Genomic DNA, 17,285 nt, shown 5'->3' on the forward strand with positions numbered 1-17,285 from the left:
TGACCAACGTCATGGTGGCAGGCATTCCCGAGCGCATCCCAATGGAGTAGGTGGCAAAGGCATGGGAGCCTGTAACATGCCAGCCACCGATATCCACGCCGGAGCCCATCTTGTCTGACACCCGCCCTCCCGTCCTCGACGAAATCGACCGCCAACTGATTGCCGCCCTGCAAATCAATGCCCGGGAAAGCGTCGCCATGCTCGCCCGACAATTGGGCATCGCCCGCACCACCGTGACTTCGCGGCTGGCGCGGCTGGAAAAAACCAAGGTCATCACCGGGTACGGCGTGCGTCTGGGGCAGCGGGTGATAGACGGCGGGTTACAGGCTTACGTCGGCATCAAGGTTCAACCGCGCTCCGGCAAGGACGTGCTGCGGCGCTTGAGTGCGATGGCCCAGGTCCAGCAACTGTGTGCGGTCAGCGGCGAATTCGACTATGTGGCTTGGCTGCGCACGGATTCACCGGAGCAGCTGGATCAGTTACTGGATCAGATTGGCAGTGTCGATGGGGTGGAGAAAACCACCACTTCGATCATCCTCAGCAGCAAGATCGATCGGGGGCAGCCGGTCTAGAGGGTGCGACTTACCTGTCAGAGCGGGCTTGCTCACGAAAACCCGAGCACAACCAGCCTCCCCAGTAACCGCCCACCGCCTTCACCAGAAGGCCCATACTCACCAGGCTCTGACTCGTCATTACGACTAACCAACGCATCAAAATGACTGATAACAATCCAGAACGACGACACATTGCGTCTTATTAACGTGTTTCACCCTCTCTAGAATGGCTGGCATCTTTCCTATACTCAGACGCGAAAGCCGCGTCGAGTCGCCCAATCAAGGTCAGCCATGAACAAGAACAATCGCCACCCAGCAGACGGCAAGAAGCCCATCACCATTTTCGGGCCGGACTTTCCTTTCGCTTTTGACGACTGGATCGAGCATCCCGCCGGCCTGGGCAGTATTCCCGCCCACAACCACGGGGCAGAAGTCGCGATTGTCGGTGCCGGGATCGCCGGTCTGGTGGCGGCCTACGAGTTGATGAAGCTGGGCCTCAAGCCGGTGGTCTACGAAGCGTCGAAAATGGGTGGGCGCCTGCGCTCACAAGCGTTCAACGGCGCCGAGGGTGTCGTTGCCGAGTTGGGGGGCATGCGGTTTCCGGTGTCGTCCACGGCGTTCTATCACTACGTCGACAAACTGGGCCTGGAGACCAAACCGTTTCCCAACCCTTTGACCCCGGCCTCGGGCAGCACGGTCATCGATCTGGAAGGCCAGACCTACTACGCACAAAAGTTGGCCGACCTGCCGGCATTGTTCCAGGAAGTGGCCGACGCCTGGGCGGATGCGCTGGAGGACGGTTCGCGCTTCGGCGATATCCAGCAGGCGATTCGCGACCGCGACGTGCCACGCCTCAAGGAACTGTGGAACACCCTGGTCCCCCTGTGGGACGACCGCACTTTCTACGACTTCGTCGCCACGTCCAAGGCGTTTGCCAAACTCTCGTTCCAGCACCGTGAAGTGTTCGGCCAGGTGGGTTTCGGCACCGGCGGCTGGGACTCGGACTTCCCCAATTCGATGCTGGAAATTTTCCGCGTGGTGATGACCAATTGCGACGATCATCAGCATCTGGTGGTCGGTGGCGTCGAGCAGGTGCCCCATGGCATCTGGAAGCATGTGCCGGAGCGCTGCGCGCACTGGCCAGAAGGTACCAGCCTCAACTCCTTGCACCTGGGCGCCCCGCGCAGCGGTGTGAAGCGCATCGCACGCGCCGACGATGGCCGGTTCAGCGTGACCGACGTGTGGGACAACACCCGCGAATATGCCGCGGTGCTGGTCACCTGCCAAAGCTGGCTGCTGACCACTCAGATCGAATGCGAAGAGGCGCTGTTCTCGCAAAAAATGTGGATGGCCCTGGACCGCACCCGCTACATGCAATCGTCGAAGACTTTCGTGATGGTCGACCGGCCCTTCTGGAAGGACAAGGATCCGGAAACCGGCCGCGACCTGATGAGCATGACCCTCACCGACCGCCTCACCCGTGGCACCTATCTGTTCGACAATGGCGATGACAAGCCGGGGGTCATTTGCCTGTCGTACTCGTGGATGAGCGATGCGCTGAAAATGCTCCCCCATCCGGTGGAAAAACGCGTGAAGCTGGCGCTCGACGCCTTGAAGAAGATTTACCCCAAGGTGGACATCGCCGCACGGATCATCGGCGATCCGATCACCGTCTCCTGGGAAGCCGACCCGCATTTCCTCGGCGCATTCAAAGGTGCTCTGCCCGGCCACTATCGCTACAACCAGCGCATGTACGCCCATTTCATGCAGGACGACATGCCGGCCGAACAGCGAGGGATCTTTATCGCCGGCGATGACGTCTCATGGACACCGGCCTGGGTTGAGGGCGCGGTACAAACCTCACTCAATGCCGTGTGGGGAATCATGAAGCACTTCGGCGGTGAAACTCACCCCGAGAACCCGGGGCCAGGTGACGTGTTCGACGAAATCGGTCCGATCGCCCTGCCCGAATAAAAGGAGTTTTTGATGCGTGTAGCCCTTTACCAATGTTCACCGCTGCCGCTGGACCCGGCCGCCAACCTGCAACGCCTGCATCAGGTGGCGCTGGAGGCCAGGGGCGCCGATGTGTTGGTGTTGCCGGAAATGTTCCTGACCGGCTACAACATTGGCGTCGACGCGGTGAATGTATTGGCCGAGGTCTACAACGGCGAATGGGCGCAGCAGATCGCTCGCATCGCCAAGGCGGCCAGTCTGGCGATCGCCTATGGCTACCCGGAACGCAGCGAAGATGGGCAGATTTACAACGCGGTGCAACTGATCGACGCCCACGGCGAACGCCTGGCAAATTATCGAAAGAGTCACCTGTTTGGCGATCTGGACCACGCGATGTTCAGCGCTGGCGATAGCGAGCTGCCCATCGTCGAGCTTAACGGCTGGAAGCTCGGCTTTCTGATCTGCTATGACCTGGAGTTTCCGGAAAACGCCCGGCGCCTGGCCCTGGCCGGCGCCGAACTGATCCTGGTGCCCACCGCCAACATGCAGCCCTATGAGTTCATCGCCGATGTCACCGTGCGCGCCCGAGCCATCGAGAACCAGTGTTTTGTGGCTTACGCCAACTATTGCGGTCATGAAGGTGAATTGCAGTACTGCGGGCAAAGCAGCATCGCCGCCCCGGATGGCAGCCGCCCTGCCCTGGCCGGGCTGGACGAGGCCTTGATCGTCGGTGACCTGGATCGGCAACTGATGGAGGATTGCCGTGCGGCCTACAACTACCTGCATGACCGCCGCCCTGAGCTTTACGACGACTTGAACAAACACTGATTGAGAACGCTCCCTAATCCGCTAGCATGAGCGCTTCTCTGTTCTGGAAACGCTCATGTCGGCCGTCGATTCCTTCTGCCCCTACACTGAAACCCTGGCCAACGGCTTGCGAGTGACATTGCGCCATGTCCCCGGCCTCAAGCGCAGCGCTGCGGTGCTGCGGGTGGCGGTCGGCAGCCATGATGCGCCGCTCGCCTGGCCGGGACTGGCGCACTTGCTCGAACATCTTTTCTTCCTCGGCACTGAGCGGTTTCCCACAGAGCAGAACCTGATGACCTACGTGCAACGGCATGGCGGCCAGGTCAATGCCCGCACCAGCGATCGCACCACCGATTTCTTCTTCGAATTACCACCGGCTGCCTTTGCCGGCGGTCTGGAGCGACTCGGGGACATGCTCTCCCATCCGCGCCTGGATGAAACTGTCCAATTGCGCGAGCGAGAAGTGCTGCACGCGGAATTCATCGCCTGGTCTCAGGACCCCACGGCCCAGCGACAAGTGGCCCTGCACGAAGGACTGTCCGCAGCTCATCCACTGCGAGGTTTCCATGCGGGTAATCGCGACAGCCTCGCGGTGCAGCGGGCCGAGTTCCAAATGGCACTGCAAGACTTTTATCGAAGGTTCTACCAGAGCGGCCAAATGACGCTGAGTCTGGCGGGCCCGCAAAGCATCGAAGCCATGAAGGCACTGGCCGAGCAGTTCAGCGGCGATGTGCCTGCGGGTGAAGCGGTCACCCGACAGCCGGCGCCAGAGCTGATGGCATCGCACCAGTCCGGTTATCAACAGGTCAGCCCAGGACGTCTCGATCTGCTGTACGCCTTCGAAGGTTTGCCCGTCGCCTCGCCGCAAACCATGGATTTTCTCTGCACATGGCTGAATAACAGCAAACCGGGGGGCCTGCTCGCCACCTTGCGTCAACGCGGTCTGGCTGACAGCCTCAAGGCATCGGCGCTGTACGAGTTTGCCGAGCAGGCGCTGTTGCACATCGAGTTCAACCTCGACAACGATCACGCACTGAACGACATTCAGCCATTGCTGCACGATTGGTTGGGATTTTTCGCCGCCCAGGACGACTGGGCGCCCTTGCGCGATGAGTTCAGCGCCCGCCTGCAACGTCGGCAGGAGACCGCGACGGCGTTGCAACTGGCCCGTTGGGACAATGAAGAACGTGATGTTCAACTGTCGGAAAACGATCTGTCGCGGCTCAGGGAAATTCTCAAGCAATTGCACCCGGCGGAGCACGTCACCGGGCAATGGCAACTGCCCGCGCCCAACCCGTTCCTGCAAACGGCAAGCGAACCACCCCGTACCGGGTTGATACGCGGCCAGACCAGCGCCCATCGCGGTCTGCGCACCTTCGCCCAGGACCGCTCCCGGGGCCGGCGGGAACGTTCCCCCATGCAGTTCAGCCAAGGGCTGGCGGACAACACCTCGCAAGGCGCGGTGTATCTGCGCTGGCGCTTGGCGACGCTGCCCCCGCTCGACCTCTCGGCCAGGCTTGATCGGCACCTGCAGGATCTGCGTGAAGATGCGCAGCAGGCCGGCGTGGAAGTCACCTTTGAGCCCTGCGCCGACCAATGGCTGCTGAAGCTGGTTGGCCTGCAGGCACCGATGCCCTTGGTGCTCGAGCACATCCTGACGAAGCTGGGACAACCACTGCCGCCGGCGCCAGCGAAGAGCGAACCTGCACTGATACCGATTCGACACCTGTTGAAGGAGCTGCCGATTCATTGCCAGCAAAACTCCTCATCGTCAGCCTTGGCGCTGCCCGATCGCGACAACAGCGTGTGGACGACGGCGCATTGGGACGCACTGGCCATCGGTCTCTCGGCCGCCACCCAGGGAGCAATGGGCCCGGTGCTGGCCCGGGTGCCCGGCATTGCCGGCCAGCAAGCCCAACCGACCTCCCCTTGCCGGCAGCCGATCTGGCACACCCTTCAGACCCACGGCGACGAACAGGCCGTGTTGTTGTTTTGTCCCACGCCTACCCGAGCCCTGCACGACGAAGCCGCATGGCGGTTACTGGCACAGCTGTGTCAAACACCGTTTTACCAGCGCCTGCGGGTCGAGTTGCAGTTGGGTTACGCAGTGTTCAGCGGTGTGAAGCAGATCGATGGGCAGACCGGTTTGTTGTTCGGTGTCCAATCACCCAGCGCCTCGGCGGCCCAGTTGATCGCCCATATCGACCAGTTCCTGAGCGGCCTGCCGGACCGTCTCCAGCAGCTCGACGATTCGACGCTGGCCAGTCAGCAGCAGGCCCTCGCCGCCCAGTTCCAGAGCGCCGCCCTACCCTGCGCCCAAGCGGCCGAACTGCTCTGGCAGGGCAAACTCGCTGGCCATCCGTCGGATTATCTAGAGCAATTGTCCGACGCCATCATGCGTGTGAATCGAGAACAGCTGATGGACGCCGTGGGGCATCTGACTAGCGCCGAAAGTGCACGCTACTGCCTGACCAATGGAGCCTGCCCTGGAGAGCCCTGGCACGCGGTGCCGTGATCATTACAGTCTGTGCAATGAGCTTTCTTGGAGAATTGCAGCCAACGAATATGTCAGATTTAGTAACATAGCCGCCTAAGCATCTGAACATCTCCCTTCGGAGGTGGACTATATGTATAGGTCTCAACCGACCCATCCTGATGACAGCATCCCACCTAAAGGAGTATTTCCATGTCTTGGTCCAAACCCGCATATATCGACCTGCGTATCGGTTTCGAAGTCACCATGTACTTCGCCAGCCGTTGATTGCTGCAGGCGGTTGAACGCGCAGCACAACGCCTCGGTCAGCCGGGGCGTTTTTTATTTCGGTTTGCAGATGGAGCGGCCATGTTTGTCCAGATTCTAGGTTCCGCCGCCGGCGGCGGTTTCCCCCAGTGGAATTGCAACTGCGCCAATTGCGCAGGTTTTCGCAACGGCAGCCTGCGAGCCCAGGCACGCACTCAGTCGTCCATCGCGATTTCCGATGATGGCGTGAACTGGGTGCTGTGCAATGCCTCCCCGGACATTCGCGCCCAGCTCCAAGGATTCGCCCCGATGCAACCGGGTCGGGCACTGCGGGACACCGGTATCGGCGCCATCATTCTGATGGACAGCCAGATCGACCACACCACCGGCCTGCTCAGCCTGCGCGAAGGCTGCCCGCATCAAGTCTGGTGCACCGACATGGTCCATGAAGACCTGAGCACCGGTTTTCCGCTGTTCAACATGCTGACCCACTGGAACGGCGGGCTGAGCTGGAACCGCATCGAACTCGACCAGCCGTTCACCATCCCCGCCTGCCCGAACCTGCGCTTCACTCCCCTGCCGCTGCGCAGCGCAGCGCCGCCCTATTCACCGCACCGCTTCGATCCGCACCCAGGCGACAACATCGGCCTGATCGTCGAAGACCTGCGCACCGGCGGCAAGCTGTTTTACGCCCCAGGCCTGGGCAAAGTCGACGAGCCTTTGCTGGAGATCATGGCCGGCAGCGATTGCCTGTTGGTGGACGGCACGATGTGGGACGACGATGAAATGCAGCGTCGTGGCGTCGGCACCCGCACCGGTCGCGAGATGGGCCATCTGGCACAGAACGGGCCTGGCGGGATGATCGAAGTGCTGGAGCAACTGCCCGAGCCGCGCAAGGTCCTTATTCATATCAACAATACCAACCCGATCCTCGACGAAGACTCGCCCGAGCGGGCCGAGCTTGTACGTCGAAAGATTGAAGTGGCTTACGACGGAATGAGTATTGAGTTGTAGGACGGGCGCGACGATTGTGGGAGTGGGTGTGCGCTGAGTCAGCCAATCACTGCTGGCTGATGAGACGCCATCGCGAGCAGGCTCGCCCCCACAGAAGTTTGAGTCGTACCGGATATTTCATGCGTTACAGATCGAGTGTGGGAGCGAGCCTGCTCGCGATGAGACCAACCCTGACGCCACAGAATCCACGGGAATTGCCCGGAGAACCGCAATGACTGACACCCCCCTGTCCCCCGCCGAGTTCGAAGCGGCCCTGCGTGCCAAGGGTGCGTATTACCACATCCATCACCCGTATCACGTGGCGATGTATGAGGGCCGCGCCACTCGCGAGCAGATCCAGGGCTGGGTCGCGAACCGTTTTTACTATCAGGTGAACATCCCGCTCAAGGATGCCGCGATCCTAGCCAACTGCCCGGACCGGGAAATCCGCCGCGAGTGGATCCAGCGCCTGCTCGACCATGACGGCGCGCCCGGCGAAGACGGCGGCATCGAAGCCTGGTTGCGGCTGGGTCAGGCGGTTGGCCTGGATCCCGATCAACTGCGCTCCCAGGAACTGGTGCTGCCGGGCGTGCGCTTCGCGGTGGATGCCTACGTCAACTTCGCCCGCCGCGCCTCTTGGCAGGAAGCCGCCAGCAGCTCCCTGACCGAAATGTTCGCACCGCAGATCCATCAGTCGCGCCTGGACAGCTGGCCGCAGCATTACCCCTGGATCGACCCCGCCGGCTACGAATATTTCCGCACCCGCCTGGGCCAGGCCCGGCGTGACGTGGAGCACGGCCTGGCGATTACCTTGCAGCATTACACCACCCGCGAAGGCCAGGAGCGCATGCTGGAGATTCTCCAGTTCAAACTGGACATCCTCTGGAGCATGCTCGATGCCATGAGCATGGCCTACGAATTGAACCGCCCGCCCTATCACAGCGTGACCGGGCAACGGGTGTGGCACAAAGGAATTACCTTATGAGTTTCGATCGCAGCAAGACCCCACGCTGGCGCCCCGGCTATCGTTTCCAGTACGAGCCGGCACAGAAGGGCCACGTGCTGCTCTATCCTGAAGGCATGATCAAGCTCAACGACAGCGCTTCGCTTATTGGCGGCCTGATCGACGGTGAACGGGATGTGGCCGCCATCATTGGCGAGTTGGCCAAACAGTTCCCCGACGTGCCGGAACTCGGTGACGACATCGAGCAATTCATGGAGGTCGCCCGTGCAGAGCATTGGATCGAACTTGTCTGACGCCACAAGCCTGCCGCCCAAGCCTGAAGTCGGCCTGCCGCTGTGGCTGCTGGCCGAGCTGACCTACCGTTGCCCGTTGCAATGCCCGTACTGCTCCAATCCGCTGGACTTCGCCGAGCAAGGCAAGGAGCTGAGTACCGAGCAGTGGTTCAAGGTGTTTCGCGAGGCGCGTGAGATGGGCGCCGCGCAATTGGGCTTTTCCGGCGGCGAGCCGCTGGTGCGCCAGGACCTGGCCGAACTGATCGCCGAGGCGCGCAGGCTGGGTTTCTACACCAACCTGATCACCTCTGGCATCGGCTTGACCGAGCAGAAAATCAGCGATTTCAAAAAGGCCGGCCTCGACCACATCCAGATCAGTTTCCAGGCCAGCGACGAACAGGTGAACAACCTGCTGGCCGGCTCAAAGAAAGCCTTCGCGCAAAAACTGGAAATGGCCCGGGCGGTCAAGGCCCACGGCTATCCGATGGTGCTGAACTTCGTCACCCATCGGCACAACATCGACAAGATCGACCGCATTATCGAGCTGTGCATCGCCCTTGAAGCCGACTTCGTCGAACTCGCCACCTGCCAGTTCTACGGCTGGGCGCAGCTCAACCGCGTCGGCCTGCTGCCCACCCGGGAACAATTGGTGCGCGCCGAACGTATCACCAACGAATACCGCGCCAGACTGGAGGCCCAAGGGCATCCGTGCAAGTTGATCTTCGTCACCCCGGACTATTATGAAGAACGCCCCAAGGCCTGCATGAACGGCTGGGGCAACATTTTCCTGACCGTCACGCCGGACGGCACTGCATTGCCCTGTCACGGCGCCCGTCAGATGCCCGTGCAATTTCCCAACGTGCGTGACCACAGCATGCAGCACATCTGGTACGACTCGTTCGGCTTCAATCGTTTCCGCGGCTATGACTGGATGCCCGAGCCGTGCCGCTCGTGTGATGAAAAAGAAAAGGACTTCGGCGGCTGTCGCTGCCAGGCGTTCATGCTCACGGGCGATGCGAGCAATGCCGACCCGGTGTGCAGCAAATCCGAGCATCACGGGATGATTCTTCAGGCTCGGGAAGACGCCGAGCATGCCACTCAGACGATTGAACAACTGGCCTTTCGCAATGAACGAAACTCACGCCTCATCGCCAAAGGCTGATTCTTTCAGCGCAGCCCAGGCCGTTGCGGCAGGCATCGACTTCGCTGAGCTGCAAGCCGGGCCCCTTGGACTGTTCTGGAATCAATACCGTCCCGAAGACGGTGCCTGCCGGATCTGGCATTGGCAGGATGCCAAGGCCCGATGCCTGACCCCGGACGGGTTCAGTGTCCGCAGCCGGGTTTATGAATACGGCGGCGGTTCGTTCTGCCTGAGCGACGACGGTGTGCTGTTCGTCAATGAGGCCGACCAGCAGGTGTATCACCAGTCGCTGGCCGGCGAACAGCCCGTGGCGCTGACCTCAGGTGATTGTCGATATGGCGATCTTCACTTCGCTTGCGGCCAGGTGCTGGCGGTGGAGGAGCAGGCCAATCAGCATCGCCTGGTCTCGATCGGCCTGGCAGATCATCAGCGACATCTGCTGGCCGAAGGTGCGGACTTCTACGCCGCGCCGACCTTGAGTCCAGATGGTCGACGACTGGCCTGGATTGAGTGGAGCCGCCCCCATCAACCGTGGACGTCAACGAGACTGATGCTGGCCGAGCGCAACGCTGGCGCCTGGAATGAGCCGCGTTGCGTTGCGGGCAGCGGTCACGAGGAGTCCATTCAGCAACCGCGTTTTGATGATCGCAGTCGCCTCTATTGCCTGAGCGATCGTGACGGTTATTGGCAGCCCTGGACTGAATCCGCCGACGACCTGGAGCCGCTGCCCGCCGCCGAAGCCGATCACGCCCCAGCACCCTGGCAACTGGGCGGCTGTACCTGGCTGCCGCTAGGCGAACGCGATTACCTGGCGAGCTGGACCGAGGCGGGTTTCGGGCGACTGGGCCTCTGCCGCAGTGACGGCGTATCCGAGGATTTCACCGGCGCCTATTCGCGGTTTCGCAGCCTGGCACTCGATGAGCGGTTCATTTATGCCATCGCCGCTTCGCCAATCAGCCCGTCGGCGGTGATAGCCATTGAGCGGCAAAACCATGCAGTGGTGGTGCTCGCCGGTGGCGTTGCGCCGTTGCCCGTCGAACACATCAGTCGCCCCCGAACCCTGCGCTATCCCTCGGCTTCCAGCCAAGCCCATGGGTTCTTTTACCCGGCCATGAACACCGAAGAGAAGCCGCCATTGGCGGTGTTCATCCATGGCGGACCGACCTCGGCGTGTTATCCCATTTTTGATCCGCGCATCCAGTACTGGACCCAGCGCGGCTTTGCCGTAGCCGATCTCAATTACCGCGGCAGCAGCGGTTATGGCCGGGCCTATCGACAGGCGCTGTATTTGAATTGGGGGGTGGTGGACGTCGAGGATGCCTGCGCGGTGGTCACGTACCTTGAGGAACAAGGCTTGATCAATGGCCGTCGCGCGTTCATTCGTGGCGGCAGTGCCGGCGGCTACACGACTCTTTGCGCCCTGGCGTTCCATGACGTGTTCCGCGCCGGCGCCAGTCTCTATGGTGTCAGCGACCCCGTCGCCCTGGGTCATGCCACGCACAAATTCGAAGGCGATTATCTGGATTGGTTGATCGGCGACCCGCAACAGGACGCCGAACGCTACCGGGACCGCACGCCACTGCTGCACGCTGATCAGATCCGCACCCCGGTGATATTTTTCCAGGGTGAACTGGATGCCGTGGTCGTGCCGCAGCAAACACGCGATATGGTCGAGGCATTGCAGAACAACGGAATCGCGGTAGAAGCGCATTACTACGCCGATGAGCGCCATGGCTTTCGCAAGGCGATCAACCAGGCTCATGCGCTGGAACATGAATGGTTGTTCTATCGCAGGGTGATGGATGGCCCCCTATAGGGCAAATGCAAAACCAAATGTGGGAGCGAGCCTGCTCGCTCCCACAGGGGATTTGTGCAAACCAACAAATTCAGCGCTTGGCGATGATGTACACCGCATGCACGATACCCGGGATGTAACCCAACAGAGTCAGCAGGATGTTGAGCCAGAATGCCCCGCCGAAGCCCACTTGCAGAAACACACCCAACGGCGGCAGCAGGATGGCGATGATGATTCGAATGATATCCATGGATGACTCCTGATTGGCGATGGCCACATTGCCATATAGCACATGGACACCCGACCGCTCGTCAGGGTTCAGTGCGAAGCCATCCAGAAGGGATAAAGCGCGGGAAGATAAAAACGCGGACAAAAGAAAACCCCGCCGAAGCGGGGCTTTGCAGACTGTTTCCCTGACATCCATTTCGCTCCGCCATCCTGGCAGAATCCTACGTGTCCGTGTTTTTGCTTTGCGCATCCTGCGCGACGTCCATGTGAAGTAGATTAGCTCTGGATCCAATCAGCCGATAGAGGGAAAACGCCAGCACGACGTGTAAGCATTTGCTTACACGTCGTCAGATTTCAAAACTGCCCAGCGTCCAGCAGGAACAGTGACTCGCTACCCGCCTTCACCGAGGCACTCAGGGAGTGGATGCGCGGCAGCAAACGGGCGAAGTAGAACCGCGCCGTGCCCAGTTTGCTCGCATAGAAGTCATCCTGCGCTTCTTTGCCCAAGGCCGCTTTGGCCATCAGTGCCCACATATAGGCGTAGGCGGTGTAGCCGAACGCCTGGAGGTATTCCACCGAAGCCGCGCCGATTTCGTTCGGGTTGCTTTTCGCCCGGTCCAGCAGCCATTCGGTCAGTTCATCCAGCGTACCGACAGCGTCGTTCAACGGCTTGGTGAACTCGGCCAGGTCACTGCTCGCGGTAGCGGTGAAGTGGCGGATTTCGTCAGCGAACAGCTTGTAGAACACCCCGCCACTGCCGACGATCTTGCGCCCTACCAGGTCCAGCGCCTGGATACCGTTGGTGCCTTCGTAGATCTGGGTGATGCGCACGTCACGCACCAGTTGCTCCTGACCCCATTCGCGAATGTAGCCGTGGCCGCCGAAAATCTGCTGGCCATGGACAGTGGTTTCCAGTCCCAGATCAGTCAGGAACGCCTTCGCCACCGGGGTCAGCAAGGCCACCAGATCTTCGGCACGCTTGCGGGTGGCCGGGTCTTCGCTGAACTTGGCGGTGTCCAGTTGCATCGCCACGTAGGTGGAAAATGCCCGGCCACCTTCGTTCGAGGCTTTCATGGTCAGCAACATCCGACGCACGTCCGGGTGGACGATGATCGGGTCAGCGACTTTGTCTTTGTTCTGCGCACCGGTTGGCGAACGACTTTGCAGGCGGTCACGGGCGTATTCGATGGCGTTCTGGTAGGAGCGCTCACCGGTGGCCAGGCCCTGGATACCCACACCCAAACGCTCGTAGTTCATCATGGTGAACATCGCCGCCAGGCCTTTGTTCGGCTCGCCGACCAGATAACCCACGGCGTCGTCAAAGTTCATCACACAGGTGGCGGACGCCTGGATGCCCATCTTGTGTTCGATCGACCCGCAATTGGCCGCGTTACGCGCCCCCAGGCTGCCGTCGGCGTTAACCATGAACTTGGGCACCAGGAACAGCGAGATGCCTTTAGGGCCTGCCGGTGCGTCCGGCAACTTTGCCAGCACCAGGTGGATGATGTTTTCGGTGAGATCGTGTTCGCCGCCAGTAATGAAGATCTTGGTGCCGCTGACCTTGTAGGAACCGTCGGCCTGAGGTTCGGCCTTGGTGCGAATGATGCCCAGGTCCGTACCGGCATGCGGCTCGGTCAGGCACATGGAACCGGCCCAGACGCCGGCGTACATGTTCGGCAGGTAGGCTGCTTTCAGCTCTTCACTGGCGTGAGCATTGATCGACAGGCAAGCCCCGGCGGTCAGCATGGGGTACAGGCCGAAGGACAGGCTGGCGGAGTTGACCATTTCTTCGACCTGAGCCGAAACAGCCTTGGGCATGCCCATGCCGCCGTAGGTCGGATCACCACCGACACCGACCCAGCCGCCTTCAGCGTAAGTCTTGTAGGCCTGTGGGAAACCGGCTGGCGTGGTGACGGCACCGTCAGCCCAGTGGCAACCTTCTTCGTCAGCTGCACGGCTGAGGGGGGCAACGCTTTTGCTGGTGACTTTGCCGGCTTCCTCAAGGATCGCCTCGACGGTTTCAGCGTCTACGGTCTCGGCCAGCGCCGGCAGTTGAGCCCACAGCTTCGCGACCTCGAACACTTCATTGAGGACGAAGCGCATATCGCGCAGGGGCGCTTTGTAGTCAGCCATGGCAAACCTCGCAAGATCTAAACAATTGGTTCGTAAGAAAACGGTTTTTGCAGTGGCCTGAGTGTACCCCAACAACTTTTGCGACACATAGGGTCAGCCAGTGACTGTTTTGTTATTTTTAGTCACCACAGAAAAGATCGCAGGCTTCGCCAGTTCCTACAGGGAATATGCGCACGTCTGTAGGCGCTGGCGAAGCCTGCGATCTTTGTCCCCCCTCACATCAGAGGGCAAACAACTCCGCCGGCAGCTTCATCAAGCAATCGCTCCCCGCCTCCACCGCGGCCCGATGGGCAGCGGTCCTTGGCAGCAGGCGCTTGAAGTAAAACTCACAGGTCGCCAGTTTGCCCCGGCAGAAATCCGCATCACCTTCGCCTGCATCCAGTTGCGCCTGGGCCACCAACGCCATGCGCAACCACAGATAGGCCAGGATGATGTAACCGCTGTACATCAGATAGTCCACCGAAGCGGCGCCGACTTCATCGGGGTTCTTCATGGCCGCCATGCCAACCCGGGTGGTCAGTTCGCCCCATTGCTGGTTGAGCCCGTTGAGTTGCGCGACGTAATCCTTGAGCTGCGGATGTTCAGCGTTGGCGGTGCAGAACTTATGGACGATTTTGGTGAACCCTCGCAGCAACTTGCCCTGGCTGCCCAGCACCTTGCGCCCCAATAGATCCAAGGCCTGGATGCCGTTGGTGCCTTCATAGATCGGCGCAATACGGCAGTCGCGCACCAGCTGTTCCATGCCCCACTCACGAATGAAACCATGGCCGCCAAACACCTGCATGCCGTGGTTGGTTACTTCCAGGCCAGTATCGGTCATGAAAGCCTTGCAGATCGGGGTGAGGAACGCCAGCAGGTCTTCGGCCTCCTGGCGGGCGGTTTCGTCGCTGCTCAGGTGTGCGATATCCAGCAGTTGCGCGGTGAAGTAAGTCAGCGCCCGGTTGCCCTCGTTGAAGGCTTTCATGGTCAGCAACATCCGGCGCACATCGGGGTGGACGATGATCGGATCGGCGGCTTTTTCCGGCGCCTTGGGGCCGGTCAGCGAGCGCATCTGCAAACGGTCGTTGGCATATTTGATCGCGCCCTGGAAGCTCGCTTCCCCGAGGCACAGGCCCTGCATGCCGGTGCCCAGCCGGGCATGGTTCATCATGGTGAACATGCAGTTCAGACCCTTGTTCGGCTCGCCGATCAAGAATCCCTTGGCCCCGTCGAAATTAAGCACGCAGGTGGCGGACGCCTTGATGCCCATCTTGTGCTCGATCGAGCCGCAGGAGACGCCATTGCGCGGTCCCGCTTCGCCACTGGCGTCTGGCAGGAACTTGGGCACGATGAACAGCGAGATACCTTTGGTCCCGGCAGGCGCATCCGGCAGTTTGGCGAGCACCAAGTGAATGATGTTGTCGCTCATGTCGTGTTCGCCGGCGGAAATGAAAATCTTGCTGCCGGTAATCGCGTAGCTGCCATCGGCCTGAGGCAAGGCTCGGGTCTTGATGATGCCCAGGTCCGTGCCGCAATGGGCTTCGGTGAGGCACATCGTGCCGGTCCATTGACCGGCCGTGAGCTTGGTGAGGTAGGCCTGTTTCTGCTCTTCGGTGCCGTGGGCATGAATGGCCGACATCGCACCATGGGTCAGGCCCGGGTACATGCCCCAGGAGGTGTTGCTAGAGCCGACCATTTCGCTGATGACCAGGCCCAGGGAACTGGGCAATCCTTGGCCGCCGTAAGTCGGGTCCGCCGCCAGGCCGTGCCAGCCGCCCTCCACGTACTGTGCGAACGCCTGCTTGAAGCCTGTAGGCGTGGTGACCACGCCGTTGTCGAAATGGCAGCCTTCTTCGTCACCGGAGCGATTGAGCGGCGCCAGCACATTCTCACAGAACCTGGCGCCTTCCTCGAGGATCGCGCTGACCATGTCCGGGCTGGCATCGCTGGCGCCCAGTTCGGCATAGCGGCCAGGGAAATCGAAGACGTGATCGATCAGAAAGCGCATGTCGCGCAGCGGGGCTTTGTACTCGGGCATGGTGGTCTTCTCCGGTAACAGGTCGTTCAAACCTACTGCCGGCCACCGAGGCTCACAATCACAGTCCAGACGCTGAATGCGCCATCATCACTCAACCCGCGGCCGCTTCCATGCGCACCGCACCGCGACGGTTCTGCCCATAGGCAATCACACAGTTACGCCCGGCTCCCTTGGCGTTGTAGAGAGCCTGGTCAGCGGATTTGAGCACTTCTTCGGGGGTGCGCTGTTCGATGCGCTCGGCCACACCGATGCTGACCGTCACCGATACACTGGATGCCCCGGCACCGGCACGACGCTGGCGACCTTGTTGATCATCCTGGGGACGACTGTCGGGATTGCGTAGCTGGATGCTGTAGTTCGCGATGGATTCGCGAATGACTTCCAGATGAGGCATGCACTCTTCGATGGTTTTTCCTGCGAATACCAGCGCAAATTCCTCTCCACCGTAGCGATAAGCCCTACCGCCACCGCTGATTTTCGACAGTTTGCTGGCGACCAGACGCAACACCTGGTCGCCCACGTCGTGGCCGTGGGTGTCATTGAATTTCTTGAAATGGTCCACGTCGCTCATCGCCAAGACATAATTGCGACCCAGGCGCTGCATGCGCTCATTCAGTGCCCGACGCCCCGGCAGGCCGGTCAGTTCGTCACGGAACGCCATCTGATAAGCCTCGTGGGCGACCGCCGCCGCGATCATCAGCATCACCTGGCTGCACATGATGTTCAGGGTGAATGGCAGGATGAAGGTCTTGGGCAACATCCAGAACACGCCGAGCAAACCCACCAATTGCGCGGCATGCAACGGTCGCGGATGGCGCCAGTATTGCCAGGCCAGCAACACAAAGGCGGCGATGAACACCGGGTAGGACAACTGGATCAGGCTCATCCAGGCACCGTGCAACGCTGGCCAGCGGATCTCCGAAAGCCACAACAGCAGTGCCTGGGGAAAACTTTGCTCCAGGGCCAGCGCCACGCTTCCAAAGATCAGCAGCACCGCGAACCGCGCCACCATGTCCTGGAACAAATGAGTCCGCTCCTGCCACGCGGCGAACAGGCCAAATAACAGCGGCAACAACAGGCAGACGAGGTGAAACACCACAGCTGCGTCATCGCGCACCTTGCCGTTGTCGCGATAGAAGTCGGTCTGGGTGTCCAGCAGGAAATAGGCGATGTACACCGTGATCATCAGAAACAGCTCACGCTGACGTCGGTAAACGGCGCAGTACGCCCCTCCGAGCAACAACACCAATGTAGGAAGAACGTTGAACAGGGAGGTGAAAAAGACATTGAGATCCTTGACGTAGGCAGCCGCAAGCCCCGCCAGCAATAGCACCAATGACGGTAGGAAATGACTGAGACGTACAGCGGAAGAACGCGGCAAGGGTAAAAGCTCCGACCCGGCTGATCAAAGATGGCATTGTGCCTGCTACTGGGGCATTAAGGCACGCGAGATGTGACAGATGTCACACTGCCATCCTTGTAACGGCAGGGGGGGATGTTTTCTTAGGGCTTTGTTGGATGAATGTTGTTCCACGATTGCCAACAACTCCTGTGGGAGCGAGCCTGCTCGCGATAGCGGTGGGTCAGCCCACAATGATGTTGGATATGCCGCCGTCATCGCGAGCAGGCTCGCTCCCACAGGGGTTGCGGTCAGGCGCAAAAAAGCCGCTGCTCCCGAAGGAAGCAGC

Annotated in this window: 14 protein-coding genes; 10 read left to right on the top strand and 4 right to left on the bottom strand. The window is 60.7% G+C overall.

All coding sequences use genetic code 11. The features are described 5' to 3' along the window. Positions 1-110: 110 nt before the first annotated feature. The 10 genes from AC3I65_RS23955 (at position 111) to AC3I65_RS24000 (ending at position 11,240) form a co-directional block, all read left to right on the top strand. Positions 111-572 carry an Lrp/AsnC family transcriptional regulator gene (locus AC3I65_RS23955; RefSeq protein WP_024779396.1) on the top strand — a complete coding sequence of 154 codons (462 nt, stop codon included), beginning with the start codon at positions 111-113 and terminating at the stop codon, positions 570-572. Between the two features lie 273 nt (positions 573-845). Beyond that, a complete protein-coding gene (locus AC3I65_RS23960) occupies positions 846-2,528 on the top strand; it encodes a flavin monoamine oxidase family protein (protein ID WP_107323003.1) in 1,683 nt (560 codons plus the stop codon). 12 nt (positions 2,529-2,540) lie between these two features. Beyond that, positions 2,541-3,335: a carbon-nitrogen hydrolase family protein gene (locus AC3I65_RS23965; protein WP_047228102.1), complete on the top strand. Its 795-nt coding sequence runs from the start codon at positions 2,541-2,543 to the stop codon at positions 3,333-3,335. 55 nt (positions 3,336-3,390) lie between these two features. Further along, complete coding sequence (gene pqqF, locus AC3I65_RS23970; protein ID WP_488524222.1) at positions 3,391-5,829, top strand: pyrroloquinoline quinone biosynthesis protein PqqF; 2,439 nt, start codon at positions 3,391-3,393, stop codon at positions 5,827-5,829. Positions 5,830-6,000: 171 nt separating this feature from the next. Then, positions 6,001-6,075 (top strand): pyrroloquinoline quinone precursor peptide PqqA, encoded by a 75-nt coding sequence (gene pqqA / locus AC3I65_RS23975; RefSeq protein ID WP_003177660.1) that lies wholly within the window; start codon positions 6,001-6,003, stop codon positions 6,073-6,075. An 81-nt stretch (positions 6,076-6,156) separates the two neighbouring features. Beyond that, the gene (gene pqqB, locus AC3I65_RS23980; RefSeq protein ID WP_047228104.1) at positions 6,157-7,068 is read left to right on the top strand and encodes a pyrroloquinoline quinone biosynthesis protein PqqB; all 912 of its coding nucleotides are present in this window, start codon (positions 6,157-6,159) and stop codon (positions 7,066-7,068) included. Positions 7,069-7,279: 211 nt separating this feature from the next. Beyond that, complete coding sequence (gene pqqC, locus AC3I65_RS23985) at positions 7,280-8,032, top strand: pyrroloquinoline-quinone synthase PqqC (protein WP_047228105.1); 753 nt, start codon at positions 7,280-7,282, stop codon at positions 8,030-8,032. Further along, positions 8,029-8,304, top strand: coding sequence for a pyrroloquinoline quinone biosynthesis peptide chaperone PqqD (gene pqqD, locus AC3I65_RS23990; RefSeq protein ID WP_047228106.1), 276 nt, complete (start codon positions 8,029-8,031; stop codon positions 8,302-8,304). The genes pqqC and pqqD overlap by 4 nt, the downstream gene beginning before the upstream one ends. After that, a complete protein-coding gene (pqqE, locus tag AC3I65_RS23995) occupies positions 8,276-9,445 on the top strand; it encodes a pyrroloquinoline quinone biosynthesis protein PqqE (RefSeq protein WP_488524223.1) in 1,170 nt (389 codons plus the stop codon). The genes pqqD and pqqE overlap by 29 nt, the downstream gene beginning before the upstream one ends. Beyond that, positions 9,411-11,240 carry a S9 family peptidase gene (locus AC3I65_RS24000; RefSeq protein ID WP_322834952.1) on the top strand — a complete coding sequence of 610 codons (1,830 nt, stop codon included), beginning with the start codon at positions 9,411-9,413 and terminating at the stop codon, positions 11,238-11,240. The genes pqqE and AC3I65_RS24000 overlap by 35 nt, the downstream gene beginning before the upstream one ends. 70 nt (positions 11,241-11,310) lie before the next feature. Here AC3I65_RS24000 and AC3I65_RS24005 read toward each other — a convergent pair whose 3' ends face one another. The 4 genes from AC3I65_RS24005 to AC3I65_RS24020 all read right to left on the bottom strand — a co-directional run bounded on the left by AC3I65_RS24005 (position 11,311) and on the right by AC3I65_RS24020 (position 16,978). Continuing rightward, a complete protein-coding gene (locus AC3I65_RS24005; protein ID WP_038436734.1) occupies positions 11,311-11,469 on the bottom strand; it encodes a YqaE/Pmp3 family membrane protein in 159 nt (52 codons plus the stop codon). A 332-nt stretch (positions 11,470-11,801) separates the two neighbouring features. Further along, positions 11,802-13,580 carry an acyl-CoA dehydrogenase C-terminal domain-containing protein gene (locus AC3I65_RS24010; protein WP_076383422.1) on the bottom strand — a complete coding sequence of 593 codons (1,779 nt, stop codon included), beginning with the start codon at positions 13,578-13,580 and terminating at the stop codon, positions 11,802-11,804. A 220-nt stretch (positions 13,581-13,800) separates the two neighbouring features. Next, positions 13,801-15,597 carry an acyl-CoA dehydrogenase C-terminal domain-containing protein gene (locus AC3I65_RS24015; protein ID WP_487777160.1) on the bottom strand — a complete coding sequence of 599 codons (1,797 nt, stop codon included), beginning with the start codon at positions 15,595-15,597 and terminating at the stop codon, positions 13,801-13,803. A gap of 91 nt (positions 15,598-15,688) precedes the next feature. Then, complete coding sequence (locus AC3I65_RS24020; RefSeq protein WP_047228110.1) at positions 15,689-16,978, bottom strand: GGDEF domain-containing protein; 1,290 nt, start codon at positions 16,976-16,978, stop codon at positions 15,689-15,691. Positions 16,979-17,285: the final 307 nt, after the last annotated feature.

The sequence above is a fragment of the Pseudomonas sp. N-1-13 genome (assembly GCF_057787095.1).

Excerpts from the sequence above, each read along its gene's own strand:
- AC3I65_RS24015 (WP_487777160.1), bottom strand. The coding sequence starts at position 15,597 with ATGCCCGAGTACAAAGCCCCGCTGCGCGACATGCGCTTTCTGATCGAT.
- AC3I65_RS24005 (WP_038436734.1), bottom strand. The coding sequence starts at position 11,469 with ATGGATATCATTCGAATCATCATCGCCATCCTGCTGCCGCCGTTGGGT.
- pqqC (WP_047228105.1), top strand. The coding sequence starts at position 7,280 with ATGACTGACACCCCCCTGTCCCCCGCCGAGTTCGAAGCGGCCCTGCGT.
- pqqF (WP_488524222.1), top strand. The coding sequence starts at position 3,391 with ATGTCGGCCGTCGATTCCTTCTGCCCCTACACTGAAACCCTGGCCAAC.
- AC3I65_RS23965 (WP_047228102.1), top strand. The coding sequence starts at position 2,541 with ATGCGTGTAGCCCTTTACCAATGTTCACCGCTGCCGCTGGACCCGGCC.
- AC3I65_RS24000 (WP_322834952.1), top strand. The coding sequence starts at position 9,411 with ATGAACGAAACTCACGCCTCATCGCCAAAGGCTGATTCTTTCAGCGCA.
- pqqB (WP_047228104.1), top strand. The coding sequence starts at position 6,157 with ATGTTTGTCCAGATTCTAGGTTCCGCCGCCGGCGGCGGTTTCCCCCAG.
- AC3I65_RS23960 (WP_107323003.1), top strand. The coding sequence starts at position 846 with ATGAACAAGAACAATCGCCACCCAGCAGACGGCAAGAAGCCCATCACC.
- pqqD (WP_047228106.1), top strand. The coding sequence starts at position 8,029 with ATGAGTTTCGATCGCAGCAAGACCCCACGCTGGCGCCCCGGCTATCGT.
- AC3I65_RS24010 (WP_076383422.1), bottom strand. The coding sequence starts at position 13,580 with ATGGCTGACTACAAAGCGCCCCTGCGCGATATGCGCTTCGTCCTCAAT.